At 38.2% G+C, this 17,937-nt stretch carries 15 protein-coding genes; 14 read left to right on the top strand and 1 reads right to left on the bottom strand.

The genetic code is table 11. The annotated features are described in order from the left end of the window. The first annotated feature begins 117 nt into the window (after positions 1 to 117). The 14 genes from MKX55_RS18365 (at position 118) to MKX55_RS18300 (ending at position 15,589) form a co-directional block, all read left to right on the top strand. Complete coding sequence (locus tag MKX55_RS18365; RefSeq protein ID WP_339234014.1) at positions 118 to 1,386, top strand: extracellular solute-binding protein; 1,269 nt, start codon at positions 118 to 120, stop codon at positions 1,384 to 1,386. Between the two features lie 100 nt (positions 1,387 to 1,486). After that, positions 1,487 to 2,794 (top strand): ABC transporter permease subunit, encoded by a 1,308-nt coding sequence (locus MKX55_RS18360; protein ID WP_339179490.1) that lies wholly within the window; start codon positions 1,487 to 1,489, stop codon positions 2,792 to 2,794. Next, positions 2,794 to 3,633: a sugar ABC transporter permease gene (locus MKX55_RS18355; protein ID WP_339179488.1), complete on the top strand. Its 840-nt coding sequence runs from the start codon at positions 2,794 to 2,796 to the stop codon at positions 3,631 to 3,633. Before MKX55_RS18360 ends, MKX55_RS18355 begins: the two co-directional genes overlap by 1 nt. An 86-nt stretch (positions 3,634 to 3,719) precedes the next feature. Next, positions 3,720 to 4,739: a LacI family DNA-binding transcriptional regulator gene (locus tag MKX55_RS18350; protein ID WP_339185305.1), complete on the top strand. Its 1,020-nt coding sequence runs from the start codon at positions 3,720 to 3,722 to the stop codon at positions 4,737 to 4,739. A gap of 458 nt (positions 4,740 to 5,197) precedes the next feature. Then, complete coding sequence (locus tag MKX55_RS18345; protein ID WP_339234012.1) at positions 5,198 to 6,853, top strand: alpha-glucosidase; 1,656 nt, start codon at positions 5,198 to 5,200, stop codon at positions 6,851 to 6,853. A gap of 167 nt (positions 6,854 to 7,020) precedes the next feature. After that, complete coding sequence (gene motA / locus MKX55_RS18340; protein ID WP_339179485.1) at positions 7,021 to 7,806, top strand: flagellar motor stator protein MotA; 786 nt, start codon at positions 7,021 to 7,023, stop codon at positions 7,804 to 7,806. Further along, positions 7,799 to 8,626 carry a flagellar motor protein MotB gene (gene motB, locus MKX55_RS18335; RefSeq protein ID WP_339179482.1) on the top strand — a complete coding sequence of 276 codons (828 nt, stop codon included), beginning with the start codon at positions 7,799 to 7,801 and terminating at the stop codon, positions 8,624 to 8,626. The genes motA and motB overlap by 8 nt, the downstream gene beginning before the upstream one ends. A gap of 17 nt (positions 8,627 to 8,643) precedes the next feature. Continuing rightward, entirely contained in the window at positions 8,644 to 10,734 is a 2,091-nt protein-coding gene (locus MKX55_RS18330) for a chemotaxis protein CheA (protein ID WP_339234010.1), read from the top strand. 28 nt (positions 10,735 to 10,762) lie between these two features. Continuing rightward, a complete protein-coding gene (locus MKX55_RS18325; protein WP_339179479.1) occupies positions 10,763 to 11,251 on the top strand; it encodes a chemotaxis protein CheW in 489 nt (162 codons plus the stop codon). 215 nt (positions 11,252 to 11,466) lie between these two features. Beyond that, positions 11,467 to 12,204: a Cof-type HAD-IIB family hydrolase gene (locus MKX55_RS18320; RefSeq protein ID WP_339179478.1), complete on the top strand. Its 738-nt coding sequence runs from the start codon at positions 11,467 to 11,469 to the stop codon at positions 12,202 to 12,204. Between the two features lie 317 nt (positions 12,205 to 12,521). Continuing rightward, positions 12,522 to 12,704 carry a cold-shock protein gene (locus tag MKX55_RS18315; RefSeq protein ID WP_040978795.1) on the top strand — a complete coding sequence of 61 codons (183 nt, stop codon included), beginning with the start codon at positions 12,522 to 12,524 and terminating at the stop codon, positions 12,702 to 12,704. A gap of 304 nt (positions 12,705 to 13,008) precedes the next feature. Next, on the top strand, positions 13,009 to 14,529 hold the full coding sequence (locus tag MKX55_RS18310) for an aldehyde dehydrogenase family protein (RefSeq protein WP_339234008.1): 1,521 nt from the start codon (positions 13,009 to 13,011) through the stop codon (positions 14,527 to 14,529). Positions 14,530 to 14,641: 112 nt separating this feature from the next. Continuing rightward, positions 14,642 to 15,007 carry a DUF779 domain-containing protein gene (locus MKX55_RS18305; protein WP_339179473.1) on the top strand — a complete coding sequence of 122 codons (366 nt, stop codon included), beginning with the start codon at positions 14,642 to 14,644 and terminating at the stop codon, positions 15,005 to 15,007. Positions 15,008 to 15,136: 129 nt separating this feature from the next. Beyond that, positions 15,137 to 15,589: an IDEAL domain-containing protein gene (locus MKX55_RS18300; RefSeq protein ID WP_339234006.1), complete on the top strand. Its 453-nt coding sequence runs from the start codon at positions 15,137 to 15,139 to the stop codon at positions 15,587 to 15,589. Positions 15,590 to 15,712: 123 nt separating this feature from the next. On the opposite strand, the gene MKX55_RS18295 is transcribed toward MKX55_RS18300, so the two are convergent. Then, positions 15,713 to 17,707, bottom strand: coding sequence for a penicillin-binding transpeptidase domain-containing protein (locus MKX55_RS18295; protein ID WP_339234003.1), 1,995 nt, complete (start codon positions 17,705 to 17,707; stop codon positions 15,713 to 15,715). Between the last annotated feature and the right edge of the window lie 230 nt (positions 17,708 to 17,937).

Genomic DNA, 17,937 nt, shown 5'->3' with positions numbered 1-17,937 from the left:
AACAAGAAAATATTTTTTGAAACCCCTTGCAAAAGAATAAGTAATAGATTAGTATTAACTTTAGAATATTTGTGCAAACGTTTGCACAAATGTGAAATAAAAAAAGGAGTTGGGAATATGAGAGGGAAAGTTCGTTTCTTTGCATTAATTTCTTTTTTGTTTGTTCTAATTTTAGGAGCATGTGCACCTGACAGAGAAGAACCTGGAGAAGAAAGTGCTGGCGGAGAAGAGGAAAAACCAGAAGAACTGGTGATTTGGATGAATGATCAAGATGAGCAAATGGAAGCCATTAATGAGATTGTAGAGAGGTACGAAGAACAGGAAGGTATTTCAGTTAGGGTAGAAGGGCAACCAATGGTTGAGCAATTACAACAGTTATCATTAGCTGGGCCTGAAGGAAATGGGCCAGATTTGTTCTATCAACCGCATGACCAAATTGGAAATATTGTTGCACAAGGACTAGCAGAACCTCTTGATGTTACTGATGATGAATTAAATAGATATGTAGATGCAGCAGTAGACGCTGTTACTTATACTTATGATAATGAAACAGATATATATGGATTACCTGCAGTTATTGAAACATACGGTATTTTTTATAATACAAGTATAGTTGGTGAAGCTCCAGAAACAATGGAAGATGTGTTAGGCATTCTTGAAGAACATACAAACGCTTCTAATGACGAATATGGATTTTTAATGAGACCAAATGATTTCTATTTTGCTTATCCGTTCTTAGTAAACTATGGCGGTTATATCTTTGGTGGAGAAGCTGGAAATTATGATGTAACAGATGTAGGTTTAGCAAATGATGGCGCAATTGAAGGCGGAGAATTTTATCAAGAATTTTTTGGGCCTGGGAAAATCCCTGCAGGTACGAATGCAGATGTAATTGACGGATTGTTTACGGAAGGGAAAATAGGTGCAGTTATAAATGGACCATGGAGTATTCCGGTTTATGAAAACGCTTTAGGTGATGATTTAGGATTTGCTCCTTTCCCACAAATAAATAATGAGCCAAGCGCTACATTTGTAGGTGTTAAATCTTGGATGGTTTCATATTATTCAGAGAATAAGGATTGGGCTCAAGATTTAGCAATGTTTATTACAAATGAAGAGAACCAACAAACTTATTATGATATTGCAGGAGAGTTACCTCCGAATGAAGAGGCTTTAAATAATATCGAAGATCCTATGTATGCAGACTTTGCTGAACAAATTGAGTTTGGCGTCCCAATGCCGAGTTCCCCGGAAATGGCTCAAGTGTGGGAACCGATGCAAAATGCATTACAATTCCTGGCTGAAGGGCAAGATGCCCAAGAAGTGTTAGAAGAAGCTGTAGATCAGATTAATAATAATATACAATCTGCAGGCGGAGGAGAATAATAAAAAAAGAGGAGATAAGCTCCTCTTTTTAATTTAAACAAACTGCATATAAAAGAGGTTTTATTATGTACATTAACTTAAAGTTGAAGGAGGGGGAAGGTTGACTACTCCAGAAAAAAAGCCAAAAAAGAATTTTCAAAAACATAATCCTGCTATTGCTACTATACTTTCCATATTATTTGCAGGGTTAGGTCAGTTATATAACCGCAGATACATTAAAGGAGCTATCTTTATTGTTATCGAAGGGGCATTTCTATTTGCATTTTTAGAGGCGATAAATTATGGCCTTTGGGGTTTACGTACATTAGGTACTATCCCAGGGGTTGACCATTCCATTCGATTACTCGTATTAGGAGTATTGTCTTTAATTGTTACAGTGATAGCAATTACACTTTATGTGTTTAATGTGCTCGATGCCAGAAAACAAGCCCAAAAAATAAAAAAGGGATGGGTACCATTAAGTTTTAAACAAGTTATTAAAGAAGTTTATGACTATTCGTTCCCTTATATTATTACTTTTCCAGGTTTATTCTTAATGATTTTTGTTGTTATTTTTCCTTTATTGTTTTCTCTGTTATTAGCATTCACAAATTATGATTTATACCATTCCCCGCCACGGAACTTAGTAGACTGGGTCGGTTTGGATAACTTCAAAAACTTATTTACTGTTCCAATTTGGCAAGAAACCTTTTTCAGTGTATTTGTCTGGACCATTGTCTGGACGGTAGTTGCTACAACGTTACAGATTGCTTTAGGTTTCTTTCTAGCAGTATTGGTAAATGACGAAAGACTAAAATTTAAAAAATTAATTAGGACAATTTTAATTTTGCCATGGGCTGTTCCAGCGTTTGTGACCATTCTTGTATTTGCTGCGATGTTTAATGATGATTTTGGAGCGATTAACCGAGATATTATTATTCCTTTATTTGGCGGGGATGGGGTGGCTTGGCTGAGTGACCCGCTCTATAGCCGGGTAGCTATTATTATGGTACAAACATGGCTCGGGTTTCCATTTATCTTTGCACTATTTACAGGGATACTACAAAGCATTTCAAAAGATTGGTACGAAGCAGCAGATATTGATGGGGCTTCACGGATTCAAAAATTCAAAAATATTACGTTTCCTCATGTTATGTTTGCGACTGCGCCATTATTGATCATGCAATATGCTCAAAACTTTAATAATTTTAACGTCATTTATTTATTTAATGAAGGCGGTCCTGCTGTACGAGGACAGAATGCTGGCGGTACGGATATTCTGATATCTTGGGTATATAAATTAACTTTTGATACAAATAATTACTCAATGGCAGCTGTTATTTCAATTATTATGGGATTAATTGTATCAGGATTTGCTTTTTACCAATTCCGTAGAACAAGATCCTTTAAAGAAGAAGGTGACATTTAATGAATTCAAAATTAAAATCGAAACTAGAATTAACTGCTATTTATCTCATATTGGCAGTTGTTGCCGTTGTTATTTTTTATCCGCTTCTTTGGACAATTGGTATGTCACTGAATCAGGGTACAAGTCTGTATTCTTCTAGTATTATTCCAGATAATTTTTCATTGGAACATTATCAATGGCTATTCAGTCCGGAAAGTGATTATCTATTATGGTATAAAAATTCGTTAATTGTTGCTTTCGCCAACGCTGTTGGAAGTGTTGTTTTGACAGCATTTGTTGCTTATGCTTTTTCAAGGTTTAAATTTGTAGGACGTAAAAATGGACTATACATCTTTTTGCTTTTACAAATGTTCCCAGTCATGATGGCGATGGTAGCACTATACATTTTCTTAAATATGATTGGATTATTAGATTCTTTAACAGGATTAATTTTAATTTATTTAGGAGGACAAATACCATTTAATGCCTGGCTTGTAAAAGGGTATTTTGATACGATTCCAAAGGAACTGGATGAAGCAGCTAAAATCGATGGAGCAGGACCTATTAGGATTTTTTGGAGTATTCTTTTACCACTGGCAAAACCAATTCTAGCAGTGGTTGCTTTATTTAATTTTATGGCTCCATTATTTGATTTCTTACTTCCTTCTATTGTGTTATCCAGTGAAGAGAATTATACATTAGCTGTAGGGTTGTATAATTTTATTAATGATCAGTTCGCTAATAATTTTACTAGATTTGCAGCAGGTTCTGTATTAATTGCTGTACCAATTGCAACAATTTATTTGTTCTTGCAACGATTCTTAATTTCTGGTTTGGCTTCAGGCGGTACAAAAGGCTAGGGTATAGGTTAAAATATAAGAAAGGATATTATATATAATGTTTTAATCTAAATTTGTATAAACCAGCTAATTAGAGGGTGATAAAAATTGTTACTATTAAGGATATAGCAAAGGCTACCGGATGTTCTCCATCCACCGTATCACGAGTGATTGCTAATAATTCGAGGATTAGCGAGAAAACAAAGCAAAAAGTTAGAAAAGCAATGCATGATTTAGGTTATCATCCTAATCTAACCGCAAGAAACTTAGTTGTACAGTCAACAAAGACAATTGGTGTCATTATGCCTTCCTCCGCAGATAAATCTCTGCAAAATCCATTTTTTGCAGAGGTTTTAAGAGGAATAGGTTCTTATTTTCATCAAGAACAATTTTCAATACTTTTATCAACTGGCCAGACAGAACAAGAAAAGTTTAAAGAAGTTGAAAGAATGGTTTTAGGAAAGTATGTGGACGGAATAATTTTACTTTATTCCCGTTTAAATGATCCAATTATAGATTTCTTAAAAGAGAAAGATTTTCCATTTGTTATAGTAGGAAAACCTTTAGAGTATAAAAATGAAATTGTTCATGTAGATAACGACAACATAAAAGCAGGAAAAGATATTACCGCGTATTTAATAGAAAATGGGCACAGTCGTATTTCCTTTATTGGAGGAGCAGCTGATCTTGTTGTAACTATTGATCGGCAAAAGGGTTATGAAATGGCTTTGGAGGAAGCTGCGATTCCTGTGCTAAAAGAATATGCGCTTCATACAGAATTTTTAAAGTCTGGCGGCAGAGAGGCTGTGGAACAAATTTTAAAACTTGAAGTTAAGCCGGATGCAATTGTTGTAAGTGATGACTTAATTAGTGTTGGTGTTATTAGCATGTTAGAGGAATATGGACTTAAAGTTCCTGAAGATATCTCGTTGGTTAGTTTCAATAATATTTATTTTTCAGAGATTATAAAACCAGCGCTGACAACTGTCGATATTCAAATTTATCAGCTAGGTGTAGAATCAGCAAAAGCAATTATTAAAATGTGCATGAATCAGAAGCTAACTAGAAAAAGGATTATAATTCCACACGATATTGTTTACCGTGAATCTGTTCGCTTAAAAAAGTGAAAAAATATAAATTTTAATAGAACTTTTTCATTTCTTTGTAAATATACTTTATATTGTTATTTTAGCGATTTGGACAGATAAAAAGTGTTTATTTTGAGTGTGAAAAACAGTATAAAAAATAAATGAATTTATCTTTTAATATATCTGATTGAATTTATGGACAAATTATCAAATATGATAGTATCGAATAAAACCTATACTATTTTATTCATGTCTTAATTGAATATTAATTAGTATTGCCAATTAAATTAAATAGGTGTCGCTATATATAATATTTGGCTTTTTTTTTTCTGATTAATAACGATTATGATAAGTGTAATCGTTATTTTTTTTGATGAGTTTGATTTTTCTGTTTTATAGAGTCTTTTTATTTGTTTATTAATGTTATTATAATACTATAGACTTATTTTGATTTAAGCGAAAAACATGCAAAGTGATCGAAGAAAGGAAGTCAAAAAATGAATAAAAAATGGTGGAAAGAAGCAACAGCTTATCAAATTTACCCAAGAAGCTTTATGGATTCCAATGGAGATGGTATTGGCGACATTCAGGGCATTATTTCCAAATTGGATTACTTAAAGGACTTAGGAATCGATGTTATCTGGGTAAGCCCTGTCTATCAATCTCCGAATGACGACAACGGCTATGATATCAGTGATTATCAAGCGATTGCGGAAGAGTTTGGGACCATGGCAGACTTTGATGAGCTGCTTGAAAAAACGCATCAAAAAGGCATGCGCCTGATTATGGATTTAGTTATCAACCATACCTCTGATGAGCACCCGTGGTTTATCGAGTCCAGATCCTCGAAGGATAATCCATACCGTGACTATTATATTTGGCATCCCGGGAAAAAGAATGGAGAGGAGCCAAATAATTGGGAATCTATTTTTGGCGGCTCCGCCTGGAAGTATGATGGGCAGACAAAAGAATACTTTATGCATATTTTTTCTGAAAAACAGCCTGATTTAAATTGGGAAAATGAAGCAGTACGCAACGATTTATATAAAATGGTCAACTGGTGGCTGGATAAGGGAATTGACGGATTTCGTGTGGATGCCATCTCCCATATTAAAAAGAAACCCGGTTTTCCAGATATGCCGAACCCGAAGAAGAAAAAATATGTTCCTTCCTTTAAAGGCCATATGAATCAGGAGGGAATCCATGAATTTCTGCAGGGGTTTAAAAAAGCAACGCTGAATCACTATGATATTATGACTGTCGGGGAAGCTAACGGCGTGAAGCTTTCACAGGCAGATGACTGGGTCGGTGAAAAACATGGCGTGTTTGATATGATTTTTCAATTTGACCATCTCAACCTCTGGGAGCGTGAAACAGGGGAAGGGCTTGATTTAGAAGAGCTGAAGGACGTGTTTACGACTTGGCAGAAAGGGCTGGAGAAAGCGGGCTGGAATGCATTGTTTTTAGAAAATCATGATCAGCCGCGTTCTGTTTCTAGCTGGGGAGACCCGGAAAAGTATCATGCAGCTTCAGCAAAAGCTTTCGCTGTACTATATTTTATGATGCAGGGGACGCCATTTATTTATCAGGGGCAGGAAATTGGAATGACGAATGCGCCATTTGAATCAATTGAGGAATATGATGCTGTGGATTCCAAGAATTTTTATAAGGAGCAGCTGGAAAAAGGTGTTCCGAAAGAGCAAATATTGGCTGCATTAGCTAAGACGAGCCGAGACCATTCACGTACACCAATGCAGTGGAACGATGGAGCAAATGCCGGTTTTACAACAGGGGTGCCATGGATGAAAGTGAATCCAAATTATTCAGATGTGAACGTAGAAGAGCAGCAAAGCAAGACTGATTCTATTTTAAATTTTTATAAACAGCTGATTGCATTACGGAAACAAGAGCAGGGACTCATCTATGGAAATTATGATCTTGTGATAGCGGAGCATCCAGATATATATGCATATACGCGGACATATCAAGAAGATAAGTGGCTTATCCTGGTAAACGTTTTTGGAAAAGCAACGGAATATAAACTACCAGGAAAATTAAGGGATAAAAATTTAAAACTGCTAATCAATAATTACGAAGAAGCAGCGCTTGGGAAACTCAAACCTTATCAAGCTGTTATCTATCAAATTAGCTAAAGAAAAACAGGCTCGTGTAGAGATTGCGCGGCCTGTTTTTCTTTAGATTAATCAATCATCTGTAAAATACTTGTCGATTCATGCGAAATTTACCTTCCGAGGGACTTCATAATTTATGAATTTTACCGATATTAATAGTAGGTACAATGGAAAACGGGAGGATACATATGGATAAAACATCAGTCATAGGATTAATATTAGGACTAATTGCTATCGGTGTAGGGATGGTATTAAAAGGTGCAGAAATAAGCGCATTGCTTGAGCCGGCAGCATTTCTTATCATTCTATTAGGAACAGTTGCAGCAGTTACAATTGCCTTCCCGGGAAGTGTGTTGAAAAAAGTCCCGGCATTATTTAAAAAATTATTTTTTGAAGAGAAACAAACAGATTCCAAAGAACTTATTGTCTTATTCATGGATTGGGCAGATCAAACACGTAAAGAAGGGCTGCTTTCTTTAGAGAATCAAGTAAGTGAAGTGAATGACCCCTTTCTTTCATCGGGTCTGCAATTAGCCATTGATGGACAGTCACCGGATTTTATCAAAGATGTCATGATTGAAAAAATAGAAGCAATGGAGCAGCGGCATGAAGAAGGTGCTGCCATTTTTTCGCAGGCTGGTACCTATGCTCCGACGCTGGGAGTGCTTGGTGCAGTAATTGGATTGATTGCAGCGCTAGCGGATATGTCTGATATCGATGCGTTGGGACATGCCATTTCAGCAGCCTTTGTGGCAACATTGCTGGGGATTTTCACAGGTTACGTACTATGGCATCCATTTGCTAATAAATTACGTGAAAAATCGAAGCGGGAAGTAATGCAAAAAGAATTGATCGTTGAAGGCGTCTTATCTATTACAACAGGCGATTCCCGATTAATCGTGCAGGAAAAATTAGGTTCTTTACTTTCTTCTAAAGAACTGGCAGAACTGCAGAAGAGGGATAGCGATGGCTAGAAGAAAAAGAAAGAAAAAACAATCACATGTAGATGAATCTTGGCTGCTTCCTTATTCCGATTTATTAACGTTATTAGTAGCCTTATTTATTGTTTTATTTGCTTCCAGCGATGTCAATGTGGAAAAATATTTCCAGCTTGCTAACGTCTTTCGTGATGAATTATCGTCCGGGTCAGGAACAGGTCTCTTGGATTATGAGTCCGAACCAATTCCACCCAGTATGGAAGAAGGACGGGACGAGGATGATTATATGGAAGAAGGCACAGATGATGAGGAAGGAAGCGAAGAAGAAGGAATTGATGAAGCGGATTTAGAAGGGGAACAGGAGCTTCTCAGGCTCAGGCAGGTCGAGGAAGAAATTAATATATATATTGAAGAAGCAGGCCTCACGGAAGAATTTGGAACAACATTAACCGGTGAAGGACTGCTTGTTACAATGCGTAATGATATCCTGTTTGATTCTGGAAGTGCAGTGGTTAAACAGGAAGGGGTGCAAGTTGCAGAAGATGTTTCTCAAATCCTGCATACAGAACCCCCGCATCAGGTTGTTATCAGCGGGCATGCCGATGATGTTCCGATTCACAATGCAGCGTTTGAATCAAACTGGGAATTAAGTGTGACACGAGCAATGAACTTTATGCAGATTTTGATGCAAAATGATGATCTTGACCCTACTTTGTTTAGCGTGAAGGGCTATGGAGAGTTTGAGCCGGCTTTTCCCAATGATACAGAAGAAGACAGAGCAAGGAACAGACGTGTAGAAGTTCTGGTTTTACCTAATTACGAGATCAATGTTCCGGAAGAAACAAATGAAGATTAGAATAGAGGGGAAGTCTTATGGATACGCAACAATATTTGGATATTTTCTTAGATGAAAGCCAGGAGCATTTACAGTCAATCAATGATTTTATATTGAAGTTAGAAGAAGACCCTTCTAACTTGGAGTATGTACATGAGATATTCCGCTCTGCACATACGTTAAAAGGGATGGCAGCAACCATGGGGTATGATGATATCGCCTCATTGACGCATAAAATGGAAAATGTACTGGACCTGATTCGGAATGAAGAATTAATGACAAACACGGAAATCATCGATACGTTATTTATGTCTATTGATGATCTGGAGGATATGGTTGACTCTGTCCGCAATGGCGGAGATGGTAAAAAAGATGTCAGTGAACATGTAAAAAAGCTGGAAGCGATTGAAAAAGGGGAAAATATTTCTGAATCTGCGGCAACTGTAGCAGCAGAGAAAAAGGAAGATACAGGAAATTACTTCAAAGCTTCCGATTTAGATGAATTTCAGTTCACGGTTGTTCAGCAGGCCAAGGAGCAAGGGATGATTCCCTATGATTTAAAAGTAACGTTTGAAGCGAGCTGTATTTTAAAAGGTGCACGGGCGTTTATGGTGTTTGAAGTATTAGAGAACTTGGGAGAAATCATCCGTACTTCCCCGACTGTGGAAGAGATTGAGGAAGGAGCATTTGATTCAGGATTTACACTTTTATTTTTGACAGACCAAGAGCCGGACGCCTTGGTGGAAGCAGTGAAAAATGTATCCGAAGTGGAAACGGTTGAAGCACATGTAATCGAAACGGATAAAACGGCGCCCGATACGCAAGAACAGACAGGAGAAAAACCAGCAAAGAAAGAAATCGTGCAGGCAAATAAAAAAACGGTCAGTGAAAAGGTGACAGAGGTACCAGCGAAGAAGTCTGAATCAAAGGCAGAAGTGTCGAAAAATAAAGAGGCTGCACAAAATAACGGAAAGAAAACTGCTTCTAAGAATATCCGGGTAAATCTCGATAAGATTGATAATCTTTTAAACTTATTTGAAGAGGTTGTGATTGATAGAAGCCGGCTAGAAGTGCTTGTTTCCTCAATAGACAATAGTGATTTAAGAGAGACTGTGGAGCATTTAAGCAGAGTAAGTTCGGATATGCAATCGCTGATTCTGGCGATGCGGATGGTTCCAATCGAGCAGGTTTTCAACCGTTTTCCAAGAATGATCCGTCAATTATCCAAAGATTTAAATAAAAAAATTGCCCTGGAAATAAAAGGTGCAGAAACAGAAGTAGATCGCACAGTCATTGACGAGATTGGAGATCCGCTGGTCCATCTGATTCGTAATTCGTGTGATCATGGAATTGAAAGCCCGGAGAAGCGGGTTGCGAGCAATAAGCCGGAGGAAGGCAAGCTCGTATTACGTGCTTACCACAGCGGAAATCATGTTTTTGTCGAAATTGAAGATGATGGTGCAGGAATCAACCGTGAAAAAGTATCGGAAAAAGCGATTGAAAATAATATTATTACACCTCAAGAAGCCGAAGAGTTAACCGATGATCAAGTTGCAGCGTTAATTATGAGTTCAGGATTCAGTACAGCTGATACGATTTCCGATGTATCGGGACGCGGTGTTGGCTTAGATGTTGTAAAAAATAAAATTGAAGCATTAGGCGGTAAAATTTCTGTAACAACCATGACAGGGAAAGGAAGCACCTTTTCCATCCAGCTGCCTTTGACCTTATCGATTATTACTACCATGCTTGTCCATGTTAAGAAGGAAACCTTAGCGATACCATTAACTTCTATTTTAGAGACGATTATGCTTCCTAAAGAAAAGATTATGTGTGCGCAAGGAGCAGATGTTATCGATTATCGCGGTAAAATTATACCTGTCTTGTCTTTAGGCAAGGTGCTAAAGGTTCCTGATTATGATACGGAAGCAGATCGTTATTCTACTGTAATCATCAAAAAGGGAGAAAAACTGCTGGGATTGATTGTTGATGAACTGATTGGTCAGCAGGAAGTTGTATTAAAATCGCTCGGGAATTATCTTGGAGAAGTATTTGCCGTATCAGGAGCAACCATATTAGGTGATGGTGAGGTCGCTTTGATTATTGATCCTAATGCGCTGATTGATTAAAAGCATTTAAAGAAAGGGGGAAAAGTAAATGGATACAGAGAAACATATTATATTCAGATTAAAAGAACAGACCTTTGCTGTTCATGTGCAGCAAATCGTTTCCATAGAGCGGGCATTATCTCTAACAGAGATACCGCGTACTCCTGGTTTTATGAAAGGTGTTACGGAAATGCGGGGAGTAATGACTCCTATTATTGATTTACGTGAAAGATTGAATCTCGGTGGCGTTGATATCACAGACCAGACGAGAACACTCGTGGTACAAGTTGATGAGATGCAAATTGGGATGGTAGTTGACCAGGCAACGGAGGTAAAGGATATACCAGCTTCCTTCATTAAATCTGCCCCTAAGCTTGTCGGTGAGATAAAGGATACCTTTTTATTAGGTGTAGCAACAATTGACGATGAACTTATTTTGCTATTAGATTTGGAACAGATTATTCAATTCACCGAAAAGAACCAGCTTCAGGAAATCATCAATGATATAGATGAATCTGGGGAAACTATTGAAAGCTAGCTATTTAGAAGGCACTTAATTAGAAATATCTGATTAGGTGTTTTCTTTTTGAAAACGAGAAAAAGAGTATTTCCTGGGAAATATAATAGGAAAATTTGTAGAAACAGCAGTTTTTTAATAATCTTATGGATGCACCAAGCTGCGTTTTAGTAGTAAAAGTATCCGGGTTTCCAGTATACTTAAACAAGATAACAGAGAAATGAGGTATGAGTGAAATGACAAAATCGGTAAAGTTAATTGCCTTGGATATGGATGGAACATTGTTAAATCCGGCACTTGAGGTATCAAAGCGTAATAAGGAAGCCATCCAGGAGGCATTGCGTCAAGGTATCCAAGTAGTATTAAGTACTGGACGAGGGATTGATACATGCTATCCTTATGCAGATGAGTTAAAATTACAGACATTTATGATTACAGCTAACGGCGGCCAGGTATGGACAATGGAAAAAGAGTTGCTCCAGCAGAAACTGCTTGCTAATGATACAGTAGAAAAACTGCAGCAATATACCGAAGAAGCAGGGGTACACAGATGGATGATTTCTACGGAAGGTGTATTTCAAGGGGCTGACAAAGTAAATATACAAGATTATCAATGGCTGAAATTCGGATGTGCTTCAGAGGATCTGGATAGACTGCAGGAAGTCAAAGATAGGTTAAAAGAGCTGGAAGGGTTAGAAATAACAAACTCTTTGCCGACAAATATTGAAATTAACCCTGAAGGTGTAAGCAAAGCAAATGCATTATCTTTTCTTTGCGAGCGTACTGGGATCTCCATGGAAGAAATCATGGCAGTCGGTGACAGTCTGAATGATTTGAAAATGATTCAGCAAGTGGGCGTAGGTGTTGCGATGGGCAATGCGCAAGAAAAAATAAAAGAAGCAGCTAATGCTGTGACAGACAGTAATCTGGAAGATGGTGTCGGTAAAGCAATTGAAAAATTTGCATTGAAATAATTGATGATATCCATATGTTCCACCTATAGGAATACAAAAGGAATTGGGCAGAGTTCAAAAAGCTGTCCAATTCCTTTTGTATATATGAATCTTTTTATCATATATAGCCATTCAGCGCATATAATTAAAATAGAGCATTTCGCTTTTAGACAGTATATCGAAAAGGAAAGTAGTACAAGCTATAAGAAGCAGCTGTTGCATGAATTATTGAAAATAAAGGTACAATATTTGAAAAAAGTATGAAAAGTTGTTATGCTCAAAAGTTTCACTCTTTCAAAATTTAGCGTATACTGTATATAAGGAAGGGAGATGCTATAATGTCTTTTTCGCGTGGACCTAAGGAACCAGTGCCAGAGGTTGAAACAAACGTCTGGTCATGCACTCAAGAAGATTGTCAAGGATGGATGAGAGAATCGTTTAGTTTTGAAGCTGAGCCGAGCTGCCCTTTATGCCAATCTGAAATGGCAAAAGAAGTTCGGGTAATTCCTGAATTGAAGTAAATAGTATCTCTATAATTTACTGATGATAGAACGAAGCTAAGATGTAGCGGATTGATTTTGATCCGCTGCATCTTAGCGTTCGTTAATCAGGAAATAGAACGCTTATTTTTCCATATGGTATAGTCAAGTTCAAATATCCATAACTGAGCAGGGCTTCTGCACATGAATATAAAAGATTTTCGTACATAAAAAATTTAATAGTTGAAATTATTGTAAATGTAAGATAATATTTGCTATACTGTAATAACAAATTAATATATTATTTACATTAAAATGTAATCGCTTACAATAAGGAGGAGTTTAAATGAGGTATGCTAATCCAAACACAGAAGGTGCTATTGTAAACTATGAAAAACGTTATGATAATTACATTGGGGGAAAGTATCAGCCGCCGCTAAAGGGAAACTACTTTGAGAATACAACTCCGATTACAGGTGAAGTTTTTTGTGAGATAGCCCGTTCCACAAAGGAAGATGTGGATGCGGCAATTGATGCAGCATACGAGGCGAAAGATGCGTGGGGGCAAACATCTGTCGCAGAGCGGGCACTGATTTTAAACCGCATTGCTGACCGGATGGAAGAGAATTTAGAAAAGCTGGCCGTAGCAGAAAGCTGGGAGAACGGAAAAGCAGTACGGGAGACCTTGGCAGCGGATATTCCATTAGCAATCGATCATTTCCGTTATTTTGCAGGGACGATTCGCGCGCAAGAGGGGACACTGAGTCAAATAGATAATGATACGGTTGCTTATCATTCTCATGAGCCGTTAGGAGTCGTCGGCCAAATTATTCCATGGAACTTTCCAATATTAATGGCAACCTGGAAGCTTGCCCCGGCATTGGCTGCTGGAAACTGCGTTGTATTGAAGCCTGCTGAACAGACACCGGCTTCGATTCATGTGTTCCTGGATTTAATCAGGGACTTATTACCAGACGGTGTGGTGAATATTGTTAACGGCTTTGGAGTAGAAGCAGGGAAACCGCTTGCCACAAACAGCCGTATCGCGAAAATTGCATTTACAGGAGAAACCACAACTGGCCGTCTTATTATGCAATATGCATCTGAAAATATCATTCCAGTAACCTTGGAGCTGGGAGGCAAATCACCAAATATATTCTTTGAAGACATATTAGATAAGGATGACAGCTTTGTAGATAAAGCAATTGAAGGTATGGTCATGTTTGCCCTGAACCAGGGAGAAGTTTGCACATGTCCGTCCCGCGCACTTGTCCATGAATCAATTTATGACCGATTTATGGAAAAAGCAATTGAACGTGTTAATCAAATTAAAATTGGCCATCCGCTGGACACAGAGACGATGATGGGTGCACAGGCTTCGGAAGAACAATTTGAAAAAATTAAATCCTACCTCGATATTGGCAAGCAGGAGGGAGCAGAGGTCCTTGTCGGCGGGGATGTTAATAAGCTTGACGGAGAACTGGCTTCCGGGTATTATGTGCAGCCGACGATTTTCAAAGGAAATAACAAGATGCGTATTTTCCAGGAAGAGATTTTCGGTCCGGTATTATCTGTAACGACATTCAAGGATAAGGAAGAGGCGCTGGAAATCGCGAATGATACACTATATGGTTTAGGTTCCGGTATCTGGACACGTGATATGAATACAGCATATCGTTTTGGACGCGGTATTCAAGCTGGACGCGTCTGGACCAATTGTTATCATCAGTACCCTGCACATGCCGCATTTGGAGGGTATAAAAAATCAGGAATCGGCAGAGAAAATCATTTAATGATGCTGGATCATTATCAGCAGACAAAGAATTTGCTGGTCAGCTACAGCGAAGGCCCGGCTGGTTTATTTTAAATAAAAAAAGGATATAGGAACAGTAGAATGGCAGGCATAGGTTAGATACATATGCCTGCCGAAACATACGGATTCTCTTGTCTGCAGTTACTTAAATAAGGAGGTGTTTTCCATGGTAGACAGAGTGGTTGCAACGCAGGATGCGCAGGACTTAATGGAGAAGCTGAAAGACATTCATGGACCGCTTATGTTTCATCAGTCAGGAGGCTGCTGTGACGGAAGCTCGCCCATGTGTTATCCGCTTGGAGAGCTAAAAACCGGCGAGTCGGATGTCTTATTAGGAAAACTGCCAGGCGATATCCCATTTTATATTTCTAGAGATCAATTTGAGTATTGGAAGCATACGCAGCTTATTATTGATGTTGTCAATGGAAGGGGCGGGATGTTCTCGTTAGAAGGGCCTGAAGGAAAAAGATTTTTAACTCGTTCGAGAGTTTTTTCAGAGGAAGAAGCAGAAGCGTTAAATGGAAGTCCATGATTATCTCAATTTTGAATAAAAAACCAAGTTTTCTAAACAATTAAAAATCTCTGCTTGATTTTTTAAAGTATATCCGGTAGAATAAATTAACAGAAAATTTAGAGTGTGTCCTAAATAAGGGGGGATAAGATGGTTACTGTTAAAATGTTAAAGCCTTATTATGTAAAGACAGAAGAGAAATATATACGGATTATTTTAGCATATCAATACTTCTCCATTATCATGAATAAGAAGGTATATCAATTTATCCCTGTAAAATCTACGGAAGTTCGTATTAATCGCAAGACGAAAAAAATTGAGAATGTCGATGATGTCTTTGCTTTTCAAAAAGGGAAAGAAGTACTCACTATCTCCATGTCACAATTGATTTCAATTCCCGGCTTTTTGGAAATGCTTCACCGTATTGCAGAATCCTATTATTTACCTGAAGATACACAGGAGGTTTCCGAACAGCAAAAGGCTTTAGACCAGGTGATATCAGAACTGGAGTATGAAAATGTCAGAAGGCTGATTGATAAAGCGATTGATAACGATGACAAAGAAACATTCTTAGAATTAACAAGTGCCTTAAACAATCAATAAAATGACTATATTTCCATTTCAGCTGTTTGGCAGATGCTATTCTGCTAAATGGCTTTCTTTTGTTTATGAAAAAAGGGTTGAGCAGCTTTATCATTGCTCAAACCCTTTTTCGTTACAAAAACGTTAATCCTTAATATCCATCAATATTTCTGTAGCTTTTTCAACTCCGGAGCTGCGGTCATTATTTTTGGTTCCTTCCACCATGATAGCAATCATGAGATCCTGGTCATCTGTCGGATAGCCGACAAACCAGCTATTTTCATCCCCGCTGTCTTCTCCGGTTAATTTTAATTCTGCAGTCCCTGTTTTACCTGAGATAGGAAAATCAGCTTCTTCAGCAGGCTTGCCGGTTCCTTCTGTAACTACGTTTCGGAGGGACTCTTGGATTTGATCCGCTTGTTCTTCCGTAACTAAGCCTTCTTTCCAAAACTGGCCGGTTTCTTCATCTGTTAATAATGTCGGCTGTATCATATCTCCATTATTCAAGAAGGCAGAATAAGTAGTTGCCAGATGCAGCGCGCTCATTTCAATTTCACCTTGTCCATAGCTTGTGTGTGCCAGTAAATGATTGTCGTCTAACTCGCCTGAATTAGAAATGGTAGAATCTGAAACCGGATAGGTGTATGGGAATTCTTCTCCAACTCCAAATTCATGCAGCCCTTCAACAAAAGCATCTCCGCCCATTTCCACGGCCTTCATTGCAAAGTAAATATTATCTGAACGAACCAGGGCATCATCTAAATCAACAGGTCCGTCGGAGGTCGATACACGTGTTACATTGTAATCCTCCCATTGCAGTCCATCAATTTCAATGCCTTCATCGTATTCAATCGTACCGTTTTTCAGCCCGATTGCCCCAGTGACCGGTTTAATAACAGAACCGGGCGCAAACGTGGAGGAAGAACGATTCAGCATAGGCTGTAACTCATCCTCCTCCATATCCTCCCAATAATTTGGGGCGGTGCCATAAAGGATATCGTTTGGATCAAAGGACGGGCTGCTGACTAAGGCTAATGTTTCCCCCGTTTTTGGATCGATGACAGCTGCATTGCCGGGTTCCTCATCAAATCCTTGAAAAACATCATCCTGAATATTGATATCAATGGTTACCGTAATATTCTCTCCGTCTACTGCTTCTGTTTCAGCTAAAGTTACATCTTCTCCGTCATCTTTTGTTACTTGAATCGTCGCTCCTTTTTTACCGCGAAGCTCTTCTTCAAATAAACTTTCTAATCCCCGTGCTCCGATTCTGTCAGAAGAAGTGTATTCTGTCGGGTCTAGCTCTTCTAAATCCTCTGCATTTACGGAGCGGAGATAACCTACTAAGTGAGCAGTTATTTCGCCTTCTGGATAAACTCTGCCGTTTGTTTCGCGATAGGAAACGCCCTCGATTGCATTTAACTCCTGAACGGTATCTGAATCATCTGGGAGGATGGTTTTCAGCGGAACAAATAAATTATCTTCCACCCATTCTGCTTCGATACTGGAATTAATGGAATCGACAGATATACCGAGTAAACGGGCTAATTCTTCGCGCTTTGCTTCATTTTCTCCTAATTCACTTGGGATAACGCCAAATTCATATACGGTGTCATTGATTGCCAGCGGCATTTGGTTTTTATCAAGGATTTCTCCTCTTTCAGGCTGATTAGTAGAAATCCGGATTTCTCCGCCATCGGCAAGATCAGGGAAGATAAAGCCAGAATCCCAATTGATCAGCCATTTATCCTCTTCCTCTTCATTTTCGATTAAAGTCAGTTCTGCCTGGTAATCAAATGAAATTTCACCGGCGATTGTGTTCATGTTAACAGTGAAGGGAATCGTTGCTATGCCATCGTCATATGCGTTAGCGACTTCCCTTTCTTCTAATTCCTGTATATTTATCTCAATATCAGTAGCAGAAATATCATCATATAATTTCCCTAAGCGCAGAGCGGAATCTTCTTCGCTATATGTATCTTTTGTTTCCTGAGAAAAAAGATTATACAGAGATTCATAGTCTCCTTCTTCTACTGCTTCTGCATATTGATTTAATGTATCCGTCGGGTCGGTCTGTTCTTCAGAGCACCCGGCTAACAGGGCGATAAAAAGAATCATCCATAAACTTTTTTTCCACATTTTCTAACCCCCATTAAAAAATATCTCTTTACGTAAAAGTATACCATGTTCTACATTTTTTTTAGAAAAATAGATAGAATGACATGAAATTTTTAAAAGTATATTGATCCAATCAGAAAAAAGCAGAGACTGTGTGAAAAAACGTCACGCTGTATATTTACCAGGTGACGTTTTATTTTCCAATTGGAACTAGCTGTCTGTTTTTCTGAAGTCTATGAAATGTCTTTCAG

Origin of the sequence: Oceanobacillus sp. FSL W7-1281 (assembly GCF_037969835.1) — a bacterium.
GTDB lineage: Bacteria > Bacillota > Bacilli > Bacillales > Amphibacillaceae > Oceanobacillus > Oceanobacillus oncorhynchi.
This window is presented reverse-complemented; position numbering and strand designations above follow the sequence as displayed.

Bases quoted from the DNA above. Each gene is read 5' to 3' on its own strand.
- motA (WP_339179485.1), top strand. From the start codon at position 7,021: ATGGATAAAACATCAGTCATAGGATTAATATTAGGACTAATTGCTATC.
- MKX55_RS18355 (WP_339179488.1), top strand. From the start codon at position 2,794: ATGAATTCAAAATTAAAATCGAAACTAGAATTAACTGCTATTTATCTC.
- MKX55_RS18345 (WP_339234012.1), top strand. From the start codon at position 5,198: ATGAATAAAAAATGGTGGAAAGAAGCAACAGCTTATCAAATTTACCCA.
- motB (WP_339179482.1), top strand. From the start codon at position 7,799: ATGGCTAGAAGAAAAAGAAAGAAAAAACAATCACATGTAGATGAATCT.
- MKX55_RS18300 (WP_339234006.1), top strand. From the start codon at position 15,137: ATGGTTACTGTTAAAATGTTAAAGCCTTATTATGTAAAGACAGAAGAG.
- MKX55_RS18325 (WP_339179479.1), top strand. From the start codon at position 10,763: ATGGATACAGAGAAACATATTATATTCAGATTAAAAGAACAGACCTTT.
- MKX55_RS18295 (WP_339234003.1), bottom strand. From the start codon at position 17,707: ATGTGGAAAAAAAGTTTATGGATGATTCTTTTTATCGCCCTGTTAGCC.
- MKX55_RS18330 (WP_339234010.1), top strand. From the start codon at position 8,644: ATGGATACGCAACAATATTTGGATATTTTCTTAGATGAAAGCCAGGAG.
- MKX55_RS18320 (WP_339179478.1), top strand. From the start codon at position 11,467: ATGACAAAATCGGTAAAGTTAATTGCCTTGGATATGGATGGAACATTG.
- MKX55_RS18315 (WP_040978795.1), top strand. From the start codon at position 12,522: ATGTCTTTTTCGCGTGGACCTAAGGAACCAGTGCCAGAGGTTGAAACA.
- MKX55_RS18365 (WP_339234014.1), top strand. From the start codon at position 118: ATGAGAGGGAAAGTTCGTTTCTTTGCATTAATTTCTTTTTTGTTTGTT.
- MKX55_RS18305 (WP_339179473.1), top strand. From the start codon at position 14,642: ATGGTAGACAGAGTGGTTGCAACGCAGGATGCGCAGGACTTAATGGAG.
- MKX55_RS18310 (WP_339234008.1), top strand. From the start codon at position 13,009: ATGAGGTATGCTAATCCAAACACAGAAGGTGCTATTGTAAACTATGAA.